This window comes from Barnesiella sp., from assembly GCF_022723415.1.
Classification (GTDB): Bacteria; Bacteroidota; Bacteroidia; order Bacteroidales; family Barnesiellaceae; genus Barnesiella; species Barnesiella intestinihominis.
Map to the genome: position 1 here is coordinate 23724 of NZ_JAIJHU010000031.1, position 15251 is coordinate 38974.

Genomic DNA, 15251 nt, shown 5'->3' on the forward strand with positions numbered 1-15251 from the left:
GACTCGTCTTTTTCTCTACTTACCCTTTGCTCATACTTACAGAACATAGGATACGATCCGTATAAAAAATGGACAGATTCATTTTATCCTACTCTTATCTTTGCCTATATTTGTACTATGAAGGTTCGGCATAGCCAAGCTGGAAATAGGATTTCCGTTTGCCTCTGCTCTCTCCTTTCGCTATATTTGTATAAAATTTAATCAAATCGATATATGATACAAATTTCACAAGTTTACGCAAACGATAGCAACTCTTTAAAATTCATAGAACGCATTTATACAGAATCTTTTCCCCCGGACGAAAGGAGAGATTTTTCCGACGTGATACGGCTGCTCGAAGAAAACGACGATTTTTTCATCGTTCTTCTATCTGATGAAAACAAAGCAGTCGGATTTATCTCTTATTGGGAATGGAATGACTTTTCCTATGTCGAACACTTCGCCGTAGACAGCAGTTGCAGAGGATCGGGCTATGGGGCGACTGCCATGACCGAATTGCTAAAACTCATTAACAATCCGGCAGTTCTCGAAGTAGAAAAACCATTAGACGATATCAGTCAACGGAGAATACGCTTTTACGAACGATTGGGTTTCGTTTTATGTACACGTCCATATACCCAACCGCCATATTCTCCTGAAAAACAACCGTTAGAACTATACCTTATGTCTTTTGGAAAGATAGATCTAAATCAAGTTTTCGATACTGTCGCGTCTCGAATCCATCAAAAGGTTTACGGTGTCGAATAACATATTCTCCAATCTGAAAAAAGTTTGATATGTAAAATGTTAAAAATGAAATTTAATATATTAAAATCCAACGAAAAGATGGTTTCTTAACAACATTATATTATTTTTGTACAAAAATATGCCGTGAGGCAAAACGTTTTATTATGAAAAATCATTCTTTTCTGAAATATTGCACGAGTATACTGCTAATATTTATCGCAGTAGCATGTACTACTGGAAACAAAGAGCAGAAAATTGTCACGGTAACTATACAACCTCAGAAATATTTTGCTGAAAAAATTGCAGGAGACCGGTTCAATATTAACTGTATCGTTCCTCCCGGCAGTAACCCCGAGGCTTACGACCCTTCTCCGTCTCATCTGGTTCATTTGGGCAAAAGTATCGCCTATTTCAAAATCGGGCACATAGGCTTCGAACTTGCTTGGATGGATAAATTGGAACAGAACAATCCGAATATGAAAATATTCGATACTTCCGAAGGTATCGATATACTTTCAGGTACGCACGAGCACAACGATGCCGATGTACACCACCATCATTTCGATGCCGATCCGCACACATGGAGTTCCCCCAAGAATGTGCGCATCATCGCCCAAAACATGTACGAGGCGTTTGTCAGTATCGATCCCGACGGAGAAAAAGTATTTCGCAAGAACTACGAAGAACTGCTCGACGAAATAAATCAAGTAGATTCCATCATGACCGAACGACTCTCACCGGTCAGCGGAACTATGTTCGCCATATATCATCCATCTCTCAGCTATTTGGCCAAAGACTACAACCTGCACCAGCTCAGTTTGGAATACAACGGAAAAGAACCGTCTGCTTTTTATTTGAAAAAAGCCATAGACATAGCACGCGAAAACAACGTGAAGGTTATATTTATCCAACAAGAATTCGATGCCAAACAAGCCGAATCATTCGCATCTGAAATAAATGCGAAGGTAGTTCCTATTAACCCGCTTAGCTATAATTGGAGCGAAGAACTTTTACATATAACCGATGCCATTGCTGGAAAATAAAATAATAGCCATAGAAAACGTATGGCTCTCTTATACAGACAAGAATATCCTCGAAGATATAAATCTGGATATTTATCAAGGTGATTTTCTTTTGATTACCGGCCCTAACGGCGGGGGAAAAACGTCATTGCTGCGTACGATTCTCAGATTACAGAGTCCGACTAAGGGACGAATTTCCTTTTTCAGACAAGGAGAGCCCGTATCTTCATTAGATATGGGTTACCTGCCTCAAAAAAACAGCATAGACAGCCGATTTCCCATTACCGTAGAAGAAGTAGTAGCTTCGGGCCTTATGGGTAACACCCAAAAGGGAAATACAAAATTTGACTCTAAAAAAGAAATAGACGAAATGCTCGACCTCATGGGTATAACCGCTTTGCGCAATAAACCCATCGGGGTGTTATCGGGAGGACAACTCCAACGATCTTTGTTCGGGAGAGCTCTTATTTCTAAGCCGGAAATGTTAATATTGGACGAACCGGCATCTTATATAGATCGTCAATTCGGGAACCGTATGTTCGAGATTCTACGGGATTTATCGAGTAACGGAACAACCATCATGATGGTATCCCATGAAATAGAACCATTCATAACATTGTCCAATCGCAATCTATATATTAATCACATTTTGGGAGACCGCTAAACCCACACAACTATCGGCAAAGTCACCCGCGAGACATTTGTTTCCATAAAATAAGCGAGGCGGATAGAAGTTATCCGCCTCGCTTATTTTAGAGTCTTTTCACTTATTAATTAGAAAAATCAGTTACATTCTTACGATTGGCAAAAACACGATCGAATTCCTCTTTGGATCCGACAATGAGTTTGTCAAACTCACGTTGCCCCGTACCGGCAGGAATCAAGTGTCCGCAGATAACGTTTTCTTTCATACCTTCCAACGTATCTACCTTACCATTGATAGCAGCCTCGTTGAGCACTTTTGTCGTCTCTTGGAAAGAAGCGGCCGACATAAAGCTCGATGTTTGCAGGGCTGCACGGGTAATACCTTGCAGAATCTGTTCGGAAGTAGCAGGAATTGCATCGCGCACCTGTATCAACTTCAAGTCTTTCCGTTTCAAAGCCGAATTTTCATCGCGCAGTTTACGCGCCGTAACGATCTGTCCGGCTTTCAACGTTTGAGAATCGCCCGGATCGGTAACGACTTTTTTACCCCAAATACGGTCATTTTCGTCCATGAAGTCTCGCTTGTCGACAATCTGTTGTTCCAAGAATCGAGTATCGCCCGGATCGAGAATTTGAACCTTACGCATCATTTGACGAACAATCACCTCGAAGTGCTTATCGTTAATCTTCACACCCTGCATACGGTACACATCTTGAACTTCGTTCACGATATATTCCTGTACAGCCGTAGGCCCTTTGATGGCCAAGATATCGGAAGGAGTAACGGCTCCATCGGAAAGCGGTGTTCCGGCACGCACGTAATCGTTCTCTTGTACCAATATTTGTTTGGAAAGAGGAACCAAATATTTCTTCGTCTCACCCGTCTTGGAAACCACAGAGATTTCACGATTACCACGTTTCACTTTCCCGAAAATCACCTCACCGTCGATTTCAGAAACGACAGCCGGATTAGACGGGTTACGAGCTTCGAACAACTCGGTTACACGAGGAAGACCACCGGTAATGTCACCGGCTTTACCGACCGCACGAGGTATCTTAACGAATACATCTCCCGTTTTAATCGTATCGCCGTCTTCAATCATCAAGTGAGCTCCCACAGGCAAAGCATAGCTCTTGATTACCTGCCCGGCTTCATCGAGAATTTGTGCCGACGGTACACGGGTACGGTCTTTCGATTCGATAATGATCTTTTCTTTCAAACCAGATTGTTCGTCCGATTCTACACGATAAGTAACACCTTCTTCCACGGCTTCGAAGTTGACTCTACCGCCCACCTCCGAAACAATTACCGCATTGAAGGGGTCCCATTCGCAAATCATATCGCCTTTCTTAACGGTATCGCCGTTGTTGAAGAAGAGTTTTGATCCATAGGGAATATTGGCAGTCATGAGCACCATTTTCGTATTCGGGTCGATAATACGCATTTCGGCCAATCGACCTACAACAATCTGTACTCTTGTACCGCTATCGGATACATTTTCTACCGTACGGAGCTCGTCTATCTCCAAAATACCCTCGTAACGAGACGTAACGCTCGATACAGCCGCAATATTCGAAGCGATACCACCGACGTGGAACGTACGCAATGTAAGCTGTGTACCCGGCTCACCGATCGACTGCGCAGCAATTACACCCACAGCCTCGCCTTTTTGAACCATGCGATTATTAGAAAGGTTACGTCCGTAACATTTAGCACAAACACCTTTCTTCGATTCGCACGTCAGAACCGAACGAATCTCCACCTGTTCGATAGGAGAATCCTCTATCTTCTTGGCAATAACTTCGGTAATTTCTTCACCGGCGTGAACCAATATCTCGTTAGTCAACGGATTCACTACATCGTGAACAGACACACGTCCTAATATTCTTTCACCCAAAGAAGCTACGACTTCCTCGTTATTCTTAATCTCGGTACAAACCAAACCGCGCAATGTACCGCAATCCTCTTCATGGATAATGACATCGTGAGCTACATCGACCAAACGACGGGTCAAATAACCGGCGTCGGCTGTCTTCAATGCCGTATCGGCAAGACCTTTACGAGCACCGTGCGTAGAGATAAAGTATTCCAACACGGAAAGTCCCTCTTTGAAGTTTGCCAAAATAGGGTTCTCGATGATCTGACCGCCTTCTGCTCCCGACTTTTGGGGTTTGGCCATCAAACCACGCATACCCGACAACTGACGAATCTGGTCCTTAGAACCACGAGCTCCCGAATCCAACATCATGAATACCGAATTGAATCCTTGATTGTCGGCAGAAAGTTGCTTCATCAAAATATCGGACAGACGAGAATTTACATGAGTCCATGTATCGATAATCTGATTATAACGCTCGTTATAAGTGATGAAACCCATGTTGTAGTTGTTCATGATCTGTTCCACCTCGGCGTTACCTTCGGCAACCAAAGTCTCTTTTTCGGGCGGAACGAGCACATCGCCCAAATTGAAGGACAAACCTCCCTTGAATGCCATGTAGTAACCCAAGTTCTTGATATCGTCAAGGAACTGAGCCGAACGAGTCACACCGCAAACTTTAATCACCTTACCGATAATATCGCGCAACGATTTCTTAGAAAGGATTTCATTGACATAGCCGATCTCCTGAGGCACATACTGATTAACCAATACACGACCCACCGAAGTATTCTCGACCATGTGCTCGATAATATTACCGTCCTTATCGACATCTTTCACAACGACCGATACCGGAGCGTGCAACGAAACTTTACCTTCGTTGTAAGCGATTTCGGCTTCTTCGGGACCATAGAATTTCAGTCCTTCACCCAACGAACCCGGGCGAAGTTTGGTAATATAATACAATCCCAAAACCATATCCTGCGAAGGCACAGTGATAGGTGCGCCATTGGCGGGATTCAAGATATTATGAGCACCCAACATCAACAGTTGAGCTTCAAGAATTGCCTCGTTTCCGAGAGGCAAGTGAACAGCCATCTGGTCACCGTCGAAGTCGGCGTTAAATGCCGTACAAGCGAGCGGATGCAACTGGATAGCCTTACCTTCGATCATTTTGGGCTGGAACGCCTGAATACCCAAACGGTGCAACGTCGGGGCACGGTTCAACAGCACGGGGTGTCCCTTCATCACATGTTCGAGGATATCCCATACCACAGGCTCTTTGCGATCGACGATTTTCTTAGCCGATTTTACCGTCTTAACGATACCACGCTCGATAAGTTTACGGATAATAAACGGTTTATACAATTCGGCCGCCATATTTTTGGGCAAACCGCATTCGTGCATTTTCAATTCGGGACCTACGACAATAACCGAACGCGCAGAATAATCGACACGTTTACCCAACAGGTTTTGGCGGAAACGTCCTTGCTTACCTTTCAAACTATCGGAAAGAGACTTTAACGGACGATTGGCCTCGGTTTTCACTGCGCTGGACTTGCGAGAGTTGTCGAGCAAAGAATCCACAGCCTCCTGCAACATACGTTTTTCGTTTCGAAGAATAACCTCAGGAGCCTTGATCTCCATCAATCGTTTCAAACGATTGTTACGGATAATCACCCGACGGTACAAATCGTTCAAATCGGAAGTCGCGAAACGACCGCCATCGAGAGGAACCAACGGACGCAATTCGGGAGGGATAACCGGTATGACTTTCAAAATCATCCATTCTGGCCGGTTCCTACCCTTAGAAGCCCGGAACGACTCAACGACTTGGAGCCGTTTCAAAGCCTCGGTTTTGCGTTGCTGAGAGCCATCGGTGCTGGCACGATGACGCAAATCGTAAGACAGCTCATCGAGATCCAAACGAGAAAGCAGATCGTAGATAGCTTCTGCACCCATCTTAGCGATAAACTTATTCGGATCGGTATCTTCGAGCATCTGATTTTCACGAGGAAGTGAATCCATGATGTTCAAATATTCCTCTTCGGAAAGCAAATCGTAAGTAGCCAAGTCCGATTGAGGTCCCGGCTGTATGACAATATAACGCTCGTAATAGATAACAGCGTCCAATTTCTTGCTGGGCAATCCCAACAAATACCCAATCTTATTGGGTAACGAACGGAAATACCAGATATGAGCTACCGGAACAACGAGCTGTATATGCCCCATGCGTTCGCGGCGCACCTTTTTCTCTGTTACTTCCACACCACATCGGTCGCACACGATACCCTTGTAGCGAATACGTTTATATTTTCCGCAATGACACTCGTAATCTTTTACAGGTCCGAATATACGTTCGCAGAAAAGACCGTCCCGCTCGGGTTTATAGGTACGGTAATTGATGGTTTCGGGTTTCAAGACCTCACCGCTCGAATTTTCCAGAATCTCTTCGGGCGAAGCCAAACCGATCGAAATCTTCGAAAAGTTACTCTTTATTTTGTTATCTTTTCTAAAAGCCATATGTTTTTAATGTATAAAGAGTTATTGGCCGACTGTCACATTTCTGCGACAGTCTGGCCATTGGATTTTATTTATTCTAAGTTGACGCTAAGACCAAGACCTCTCAATTCATGCAATAACACATTCAGAGACTCGGGAATACCGGGTGTCGGCATGGGTTCGCCCTTAACGATTGCCTCATAAGCTTTCGAACGTCCAACCACGTCGTCCGACTTGATCGTCAGGATTTCCTGCAAAACATGAGAAGCACCGAAGGCTTCGAGAGCCCAAACCTCCATTTCTCCGAAACGCTGACCACCGAACTGTGCTTTACCACCCAAAGGTTGTTGCGTAATCAAAGAGTACGGACCGATGGAACGGGCATGCATCTTGTCTTCGACCATGTGGCCCAGTTTCAGCATATAGATTACCCCCACCGTAGCCGGCTGGTCGAAACGCTCGCCTGTGCCACCGTCATACAAATAGGTCTTACCATAACGAGGAAGTCCGGCTTTATCGGTCCATGTATTCAAATCATCAAGGCTTGCCCCGTCGAAAATCGGAGTCGCAAATTTTTCTCCCAACTCGGCTCCTGCCCAACCTAAAACGGTCTCGAAAATCTGTCCCAAGTTCATACGAGAAGGCACACCCAACGGGTTCAAAACGATATCGACCGGAGTTCCGTCAGCCAAGAAAGGCATGTCTTCCTGACGAACGATACGCGAAACGATACCCTTGTTACCGTGACGTCCGGCCATCTTATCGCCCACGCTTATTTTACGCTTCTTGGCAATATACACTTTGGCCATTTGCACGATACCAGAAGGAAGTTCATCTCCGATAGAAATATCGAATTTCTTACGACGCAACTCGGCATCATATTCTTTATACTTCTTCAAATAATTGATGATAGTAGCGCGTATCAATTCGTTCTTAGCGGCATCGGTCGTCCACTTACTTACCTGTACCGTCGTATAATCGATTTTATTCAGAACAGCCTGAGTGAATTTCGTTCCCTTCGACACGACATCGGTTCCCATGAAATCTTTCACACCCTGAGAAACCTTACCTTGTGTCAAAACAAGCAACTTATCGATGAGAATGGCTTTCAAACCGTTCATCTTTTCTTCATATTCCTCGTCGAGTTTCGGAAGAATGGCTTTGTCGCTGAGTTTCGATTTTTTCTTTTTAATGGCACGAGAGAATAGATTCGTACCGATAACGACACCTTTCAACGAAGGAGTAGCTTTCAAGGAAGCATCTTTCACATCGCCGGCCTTATCACCGAAAATCGCACGAAGCAATTTTTCTTCGGGAGAAGGATCGGATTCTCCTTTCGGAGTAATCTTACCGATCATAATATCTCCGGGATTAACCTGAGCTCCGATACGAATAATACCACGTTCATCGAGGTCTTTCGTAGCATCCTCGCTTACATTGGGAATATCGGAAGTAAGTTCCTCCATACCGCGCTTGGTCTCACGCACTTCCAACGAATATTCATCGACGTGAACCGAAGTAAGAATGTCTTCACGAACGACACGCTCGTTCAACACGATAGCATCCTCGTAGTTATATCCTTTCCACGGCATGAATGCGACTTTGAGGTTACGTCCCAAAGCCAACTCGCCATTCTCGGTGGAATAACCTTCGGTAAGAATATCCCCGGCTTTAACCCGGTCTCCCTTGTGGCAGATAGGACGCAAATCGATAGTCGTGCTCTGGTTCGTTTTACGGAACTTGGGTATGATATATTCTTTTACGGAATCTTCAAAACTTACAAATTCTTCATCTTCCGTACGATCGTAGCGAATACGAATCGTAGTGGCATCGACAAACTCGATAACGCCATCACCCTCGGCCGTAATCTGCGTACGAGAATCGCGAATCAACTGACCCTCGATACCCGTTCCCACAATAGGAGCTTCGGGACGCAATAAAGGAACTGCTTGGCGCATCATGTTCGACCCCATCAATGCACGGTTCGCATCATCGTGTTCGAGGAACGGAATCAACGATGCCGCGATAGAAGCTATCTGAGTAGGCGACACGTCCATCAAATTCACCTGATCGGGCGACACGACGGGGAAATCGGCCTCCAAACGAGATTTTACCCGATTGCGGACAAATGTACCGTCGTCATTCAACGGAGCATTACCCTGCGCTACCACCAAGTTTTCCTCGGCTTCGGCGGTCAAATAAACCACACCCTCGGGCGACAAATCTACTTTCCCATTTTCTACTTTTCGATACGGAGTTTCGATGAAGCCCAGATCATTGATTTTAGCATATACACAAAGAGACGAGATCAAACCGATATTAGGACCTTCGGGAGTCTCGATAGGACAAAGACGTCCATAGTGCGTATAGTGCACGTCTCGAACCTCGAAACCGGCGCGTTCGCGAGACAAACCGCCGGGGCCCAAAGCCGACATACGACGCTTGTGAGTAATTTCGGCCAACGGATTCGTCTGATCCATGAACTGCGACAAAGCGTTCGTCCCGAAGAATGTATTGATAACAGATGATATCGTCTTTGCATTAATCAAATCGATGGGAGTAAACACCTCGTTATCCCGCACATTCATTCTCTCACGAATGGTACGTGCCATACGAGCCAATCCCACTCCGAACTGATTATATAATTGTTCTCCTACCGTGCGCACACGACGGTTGCTCAAATGGTCTATATCATCGACATCGGTCTTCGAGTTAATCAACTCGATGAGATATTTGATAATTTCGATGATATCCTCTTTCGTAAGCACCTTTACATCGGGCGAGGTAGAGAGGTTTAATTTCTTATTTATTCTATAACGTCCTACTTCTCCCAAATCGTAACGTTTCTCCGAGAAGAAAAGGTTGGTAATCACCTCGCGGGCACTGGCATCATCGGCTGGCTCGGCGTTACGTAATTGGCGATAGATATACAACACGGCTTCTTTCTCCGAGTTGCTGGAATCCTTTTGCAACGTATTGAATATAATCGAGTAATCCGACGTGTTGCTATCCTCTTTATGCAACAAGATATTTTGGACTCCCGATTCGATAATATCGGCAATATGCGATTCTTCAAGGACAGTTTCACGAGGAATGACAATCTCGGTACGTTCGATAGAAACGACCTCACCGGTATCCTCGTCTACAAAGTCTTCCACCCAAGCCTTAACGACATTACCCGCCAATCTGCGGCCAATGGCTTTTTTCAAACTTGCTTTGGAGACTTTCAAGTCTTCTGCCAAACCGAATATTTCGAGAATATCCTTATCGGTCTCGAAACCAATCGCACGCAACAAAGTGGTAACGGGCAACTTTTTCTTCCGGTCGATATAGGCATACATCACGTTGTTTATATCAGTGGCAAATTCAATCCAAGAGCCCCTGAACGGAATAATACGTGCCGAATAAAGTTTTGTACCGTTAGCGTGTATACTTTGTCCGAAGAACACGCCCGGAGAACGGTGCAACTGCGAAACGACAACACGTTCGGCCCCATTGATAACAAACGTACCCTTAGCAGTCATATAAGGGATAGGACCTAAATAAACGTCTTGAATTACCGTAGCGAAATCCTCATGATCGGGATCGGTACAGTATAATTTCAATTTGGCCTTTAACGGTACGCTGTAAGTCAACCCTCTTTCGAGACACTCTTCAATCGTATATCTCGGCGGATCGATATAATAGTCCAAAAATTCGAGGACAAAGTTATTGCGCGTATCAGCAATGGGGAAATTCTCGGCGAATACCTTGAAAAGCCCTTCGTTTTTTCTTTTTTCAGGCGGGGTGTCGAGTTGCAAAAAGTCTTGAAATGACTTCAACTGAACTTCAAGGAAATCCGGATAAGGAAGCGGATTCTTAATTGAAGCGAAATTTACGCGTGGTTTACCTATTGTAGAAGACATTTATAAAAGGGATTAAGTGAACTTAATTAAAAATATATACACAAAAAGGTTAAGAATCACCGAGTGAGATGATTCTTAACCAAACTCTCTGATTAACAGATGTATTATTTAAGTTCAACTTCTGCTCCAGCTTCTTCCAATTGTTTTTTCAAAGCCTCAGCATCAGCCTTAGCAAGACCTTCTTTGATGTTGTTAGGAGCACCGTCTACAAGGTCTTTTGCTTCTTTCAAGCCAAGTCCGGTGAGTTCTTTCACCAATTTAACGATAGCAAGTTTATTTGCACCAGCAGCTTTCAAAACAACATCGAAAGATGTTTTTTCTTCAGCAGCAGCTCCACCAGCGGCAGGAGCAGCAGCAACAGCAACAGCTGCAGCAGCAGGTTCAATACCATATTCGTCTTTCAAAATTTGAGCAAGTTCGTTTACTTCCTTTACGGTCAAGTTAACTAATTGTTCTGCAAAAGCTTTCAAATCTGCCATTTTTGTATGAATTAAATGTTATTATTCGTAATAATGTTTTTTGTATAAATTTTATCTTTCTGATAGAGTCTGCAATACTCCATGTAAGGTAGAACCACTTGACTGAAGAGCCGATACAACATTCTTTGCAGGAGATTGTAAGAGGGCGATAACCTCAGCAATAAGTTCGTTTTTGCTCTTGATAGCAACAAGTGCATCAAGCTGATCGGCTCCGATATAAAACCCTTCTTCTACATAAGCGGCTTTTAGAACCAAATCTTCAGAAGTCTTTCTGAACTCCTTAATCAGCTTTGCAGGTGCATTGCCAACATTTGCAAAGAACATCGTTGTAGAACCCTTCAAAGAACCGTACAAGGGCGAATAATCGGTATCGAGCCCTTCCAGTGCCTTGTGTAACAAAGCGTTCTTAACAACCATCATTTTGATACCTTCTTTGAAACATGCACGACGTAAATTGCTTGTTTTTTCAGCATTCAACGTTGCAGTTTCTGCAAGGTAGAAGCAGCTGTACTCCTTTACAGTTTCTGCTATTTGCGCAATAATAGTGCCTTTATCTTCCTTTCTCATAATTCCTTGTTTTAGATCTCGTCAACTGATTTAGGATCAATCTTGATACCCGGGCTCATTGTACTCGAAAGATAAATACTCTTGATATAAGTACCCTTAGCAGCAGTAGGTTTCAGTTTTATCAATGTCGAAACAAATTCTTTCGCATTATCGCGAATCTGATCGGCAGTAAACGAAATCTTACCTATAGAGGCATGTACTATACCATTCTTATCGACTTTGAAATCGATTTTTCCTTGTTTTACTTCTTTTACAGCTTTAGCGACATCGGGAGTCACAGTTCCGCTCTTAGGATTAGGCATCAAACCACGAGGGCCTAATACACGTCCCAAAGCACCGATCTTACCCATGATAGCAGGCATCGTAATGATTACGTCGATATCGGTCCAACCGCCTTTGATCTTCTCGATATATTCGTCCAATCCTACGTAATCGGCTCCGGCTTCCTTTGCGGCAGCTTCGGCATCGGGAGTACAAAGTACCAACACACGCACTTGTTTACCCGTTCCATGAGGCAACGATACGACACCTCTTACCATTTGATTGGCTTTACGAGGATCAACGCCTAAGCGTACATCAATATCAAGCGATGCATCGAATTTGGTATAAGTAATATCTTTTACCAATTGAGATGCCTCGCCGAGTGAGTAGGCCTTCCCTGCTTCAATCTTTGCTAAAGCTAACTTTTGATTTTTTGTCAGTTTACCCATTTCAATTGAAGTTTATTAGTTATTTACCGGGAATTCCCCTTTTACGGTGATACCCATACTTCTCGCTGTACCAGCAACCATTTTCATCGCCGATTCTACCGTAAAACAGTTCAAATCGACCAATTTGTCCTCGGCGATTGCTTTTACCTGTTCCCAAGTAATCTCTCCTACTTTTTTACGGTTAGGCTCCGCAGAACCGCCTTTTACTTTGGCAGCTTCCATAACTTGAATAGCTACGGGAGGAGTCTTAACGACAAAATCGAAAGATTTATCGCTATAATAGGTAATTACGACCGGCAATACTTTACCGGCTTTGTCTTGGGTACGGGCATTGAATTGCTTGCAAAACTCCATGATGTTTATACCCTTAGAACCCAATGCAGGTCCTACGGGAGGAGAGGGGTTTGCTGCACCACCTTTAATCTGTAATTTGATCTGTCCAGCAATTTCTTTAGCCATTGTTTTTAATTTTGATATTATTAAAATACCGAGGGTTCATACAAGCGCGTAACCTCTTGTATTACTCCCGCTCTACTTGCGAATTTTCCAGCTCCAACGGAGTCTTGCGACCAAAAATTTTAACCATTACTTTCAGTTTCTTTTTCTCGTTGTTCACCTCCTCGATAATTCCACTAAATCCGTTAAACGGACCATAGTTTACTTTTACCGTTTCACCGACATGATATACAACGGCCGGTTCGTCACCCACCTCCTGCATCTCGTCGACTGCGCCCAACATACGATTAACTTCCGAAGGCCGTAAAGGCTCCGGCTGATTGGATTTTCCACCCAAAAAGTCAATCACATTCGTTGTATTACGCAAATGATGAACAACCTCACCTACTAAAATGGCTTCGACAAAAACATAACCCGAGTAAAGATTTTTCTCCTTTACCACCTTTTTCCCGTTACGTACGGTGTAAACTTTTTCGGTAGGTATCAAGACCTGAAATACATAATTGCCAAGATCGGTATTCTTGATTTCTGCATCAAGAACTTCTTTGACCTTGTTCTCTTTTCCGCTTATGGCACGCAAAACGTACCAGCCTTTTTTTTCTTCAGACATTGATTTACCTCCCTAATTAAAGACCTCCGTAAATAAGGTGCATGATTTTGTCAATACATTGATCCATTGCAAATATGACTATAGCGATAATAAGGGAAGCAAACATAACCACCACAGCACTATTTGCCAGCTCCGACTTGGTAGGCCAAGAAACCTTATGTACCAATTCGTTATAAGAATCTTGGATATCGGCAAGTATTTTCAATTTCTTCATTGTTTCACTAAATTTTGCACGGGTCGAGAGACTCGAACTCCCGACACCTGGTTTTGGAGACCAGTGCTCTACCAACTGAGCTAGACCCGTATAAAATCAGCCCCACAAAGAGGCTGATTTTGTAGTTTTATCAAAACTAACCCTTTATAGAATTAGTCCAAAATATCTGTGATCTGACCAGAACCTACCGTACGGCCACCTTCACGGATTGCAAAGCGCAAACCTTTGTCGCAAGCAACCGGGTTGATAAGTTTCACATTGATAGTAACGTGGTCACCCGGCATTACCATTTCTACACCTTCAGGGAGAGTGATTTCACCCGTTACGTCGAGCGTACGAATGTAGAACTGAGGACGGTAGTGGTTGTGGAAAGGAGTGTGACGACCACCTTCTTCTTTCTTCAAGATATAAACCTGAGCTTTGAATTCAGAGTGAGGTTTAACCTGTCCCGGGTGGCAGATAACCATACCACGTTTGATTTCATTCTTGTCGATACCACGGAGCAACAAACCAACGTTATCACCAGCTTCGCCTTCGTCAAGAATCTTACGGAACATTTCAACACCGGTTACAACCGATTTCTTGTCTGCTCCCAAACCGAGGATTTGAACTTCATCACCCACTTTTACGCGACCTGCTTCGATACGACCAGTAGCAACAGTACCACGACCCGTAATAGAGAAGACGTCTTCAACAGGCATCAAGAAAGGTTTATCAACATCGCGCGGAGGCAGAGGAATCCAATTATCGACAGCATCCATCAACTCCATCACTTTCTCTTCCCATTGAGCTTCGCCATTCAATGCGCCCAATGCAGATCCGCGAATAATAGGAGTATTGTCACCGTCATATTCATATGCTGAAAGCAATTCTCTCATTTCCATTTCAACGAGTTCGAGCATCTCTTCATCGTCAACCATATCGCATTTGTTCAAGAACACAACGATACGAGGAACGTTCACCTGGCGAGCCAACAAGATATGCTCACGAGTCTGAGGCATAGGACCATCGGTAGCTGCAACTACGATAATAGCACCGTCCATCTGCGCAGCACCAGTTACCATGTTCTTCACATAGTCGGCGTGACCCGGACAGTCCACGTGTGCGTAGTGACGATTTGCAGTTTCATATTCTACGTGAGAGGTATTGATGGTAATACCACGTTCTTTTTCTTCAGGAGCGTTATCGATAGAATCGAAAGAACGCAATTCTGAAAGACCTTTTTTTGCAAGAACCGTAGTGATAGCGGCGGTCAAGGTCGTTTTACCGTGGTCTACGTGACCGATAGTACCAATATTTACGTGTGGTTTGGTACGTTGAAACTGTTCTTTTGCCATAGCTTTGTATTATTTTATAAATGATTAGCTTTCTAAAAACTTGAGCCGATGACGGGACTTGAACCCGTGACCTCTTCCTTACCAAGGAAGTGCTCTACCGCTGAGCTACATTGGCATTTATTCTTGGAGCGGAAGACGAGGCTCAAACTCGCGACCCTCAGCTTGGAAGGCTGATGCTCTATCAACTGAGCTACTTCCGCA

12 protein-coding genes and 3 tRNA genes are annotated in these 15251 nt (G+C 44.0%); 3 read left to right on the forward strand and 12 right to left on the reverse strand.

Annotation, left to right across the window (positions count from 1 at the left end):
* Positions 1–213: 213 nt before the first annotated feature.
* The 3 genes from QVD32_RS07750 (at position 214) to QVD32_RS07760 (ending at position 2412) form a co-directional block, all read left to right on the forward strand.
* Positions 214–747, forward strand: coding sequence for a GNAT family N-acetyltransferase (locus QVD32_RS07750; protein ID WP_021890942.1), 534 nt, complete (start codon positions 214–216; stop codon positions 745–747).
* A 143-nt stretch (positions 748–890) separates the two neighbouring features.
* Complete coding sequence (locus QVD32_RS07755) at positions 891–1769, forward strand: metal ABC transporter solute-binding protein, Zn/Mn family (protein WP_008862365.1); 879 nt, start codon at positions 891–893, stop codon at positions 1767–1769.
* The gene (locus tag QVD32_RS07760) at positions 1750–2412 is read left to right on the forward strand and encodes a metal ABC transporter ATP-binding protein (RefSeq protein WP_008862366.1); all 663 of its coding nucleotides are present in this window, start codon (positions 1750–1752) and stop codon (positions 2410–2412) included. The genes QVD32_RS07755 and QVD32_RS07760 overlap by 20 nt, the downstream gene beginning before the upstream one ends.
* A 106-nt stretch (positions 2413–2518) precedes the next feature.
* Here the strand turns inward: QVD32_RS07760 and rpoC are convergent, their stop codons facing one another.
* The 12 genes from rpoC to QVD32_RS07820 form a co-directional block, all read right to left on the reverse strand.
* Positions 2519–6793, reverse strand: coding sequence for a DNA-directed RNA polymerase subunit beta' (gene rpoC / locus QVD32_RS07765; RefSeq protein ID WP_008862367.1), 4275 nt, complete (start codon positions 6791–6793; stop codon positions 2519–2521).
* 71 nt (positions 6794–6864) lie between these two features.
* Positions 6865–10677, reverse strand: a complete 3813-nt coding sequence (rpoB, locus tag QVD32_RS07770) for a DNA-directed RNA polymerase subunit beta (protein ID WP_008862368.1) — start codon at positions 10675–10677, stop codon at positions 6865–6867.
* 104 nt (positions 10678–10781) lie between these two features.
* Positions 10782–11156: a 50S ribosomal protein L7/L12 gene (gene rplL, locus QVD32_RS07775; protein ID WP_008862369.1), complete on the reverse strand. Its 375-nt coding sequence runs from the start codon at positions 11154–11156 to the stop codon at positions 10782–10784.
* Between the two features lie 51 nt (positions 11157–11207).
* Positions 11208–11723, reverse strand: coding sequence for a 50S ribosomal protein L10 (gene rplJ / locus QVD32_RS07780; RefSeq protein WP_008862370.1), 516 nt, complete (start codon positions 11721–11723; stop codon positions 11208–11210).
* An 11-nt stretch (positions 11724–11734) separates the two neighbouring features.
* Positions 11735–12433, reverse strand: coding sequence for a 50S ribosomal protein L1 (rplA, locus tag QVD32_RS07785; RefSeq protein ID WP_008862371.1), 699 nt, complete (start codon positions 12431–12433; stop codon positions 11735–11737).
* A 15-nt stretch (positions 12434–12448) separates the two neighbouring features.
* The gene (gene rplK / locus QVD32_RS07790) at positions 12449–12892 is read right to left on the reverse strand and encodes a 50S ribosomal protein L11 (RefSeq protein ID WP_008862372.1); all 444 of its coding nucleotides are present in this window, start codon (positions 12890–12892) and stop codon (positions 12449–12451) included.
* A gap of 61 nt (positions 12893–12953) precedes the next feature.
* Positions 12954–13499 (reverse strand): transcription termination/antitermination protein NusG, encoded by a 546-nt coding sequence (nusG, locus tag QVD32_RS07795; RefSeq protein ID WP_008862373.1) that lies wholly within the window; start codon positions 13497–13499, stop codon positions 12954–12956.
* A gap of 16 nt (positions 13500–13515) precedes the next feature.
* Positions 13516–13713, reverse strand: coding sequence for a preprotein translocase subunit SecE (gene secE / locus QVD32_RS07800; RefSeq protein ID WP_008862374.1), 198 nt, complete (start codon positions 13711–13713; stop codon positions 13516–13518).
* Positions 13714–13730: 17 nt separating this feature from the next.
* A tRNA-Trp gene (locus QVD32_RS07805) sits at positions 13731–13803 on the reverse strand.
* A 62-nt stretch (positions 13804–13865) separates the two neighbouring features.
* Positions 13866–15050 carry an elongation factor Tu gene (gene tuf, locus QVD32_RS07810; RefSeq protein WP_021890943.1) on the reverse strand — a complete coding sequence of 395 codons (1185 nt, stop codon included), beginning with the start codon at positions 15048–15050 and terminating at the stop codon, positions 13866–13868.
* Between the two features lie 43 nt (positions 15051–15093).
* A tRNA-Thr gene (locus QVD32_RS07815) sits at positions 15094–15165 on the reverse strand.
* A gap of 9 nt (positions 15166–15174) precedes the next feature.
* Positions 15175–15250: transfer RNA gene (locus QVD32_RS07820), tRNA-Gly, on the reverse strand.
* Position 15251: the final 1 nt, after the last annotated feature.

Bases quoted from the DNA above. Each gene is read 5' to 3' on its own strand.
- rplK (WP_008862372.1), bottom strand. From the start codon at position 12,892: ATGGCTAAAGAAATTGCTGGACAGATCAAATTACAGATTAAAGGTGGT.
- secE (WP_008862374.1), bottom strand. From the start codon at position 13,713: ATGAAGAAATTGAAAATACTTGCCGATATCCAAGATTCTTATAACGAA.
- rplJ (WP_008862370.1), bottom strand. From the start codon at position 11,723: ATGAGAAAGGAAGATAAAGGCACTATTATTGCGCAAATAGCAGAAACT.
- QVD32_RS07760 (WP_008862366.1), top strand. From the start codon at position 1,750: ATGCCATTGCTGGAAAATAAAATAATAGCCATAGAAAACGTATGGCTC.
- rpoB (WP_008862368.1), bottom strand. From the start codon at position 10,677: ATGTCTTCTACAATAGGTAAACCACGCGTAAATTTCGCTTCAATTAAG.
- QVD32_RS07750 (WP_021890942.1), top strand. From the start codon at position 214: ATGATACAAATTTCACAAGTTTACGCAAACGATAGCAACTCTTTAAAA.
- nusG (WP_008862373.1), bottom strand. From the start codon at position 13,499: ATGTCTGAAGAAAAAAAAGGCTGGTACGTTTTGCGTGCCATAAGCGGA.
- tuf (WP_021890943.1), bottom strand. From the start codon at position 15,050: ATGGCAAAAGAACAGTTTCAACGTACCAAACCACACGTAAATATTGGT.
- rplL (WP_008862369.1), bottom strand. From the start codon at position 11,156: ATGGCAGATTTGAAAGCTTTTGCAGAACAATTAGTTAACTTGACCGTA.
- rplA (WP_008862371.1), bottom strand. From the start codon at position 12,433: ATGGGTAAACTGACAAAAAATCAAAAGTTAGCTTTAGCAAAGATTGAA.
- QVD32_RS07755 (WP_008862365.1), top strand. From the start codon at position 891: ATGAAAAATCATTCTTTTCTGAAATATTGCACGAGTATACTGCTAATA.
- rpoC (WP_008862367.1), bottom strand. From the start codon at position 6,793: ATGGCTTTTAGAAAAGATAACAAAATAAAGAGTAACTTTTCGAAGATT.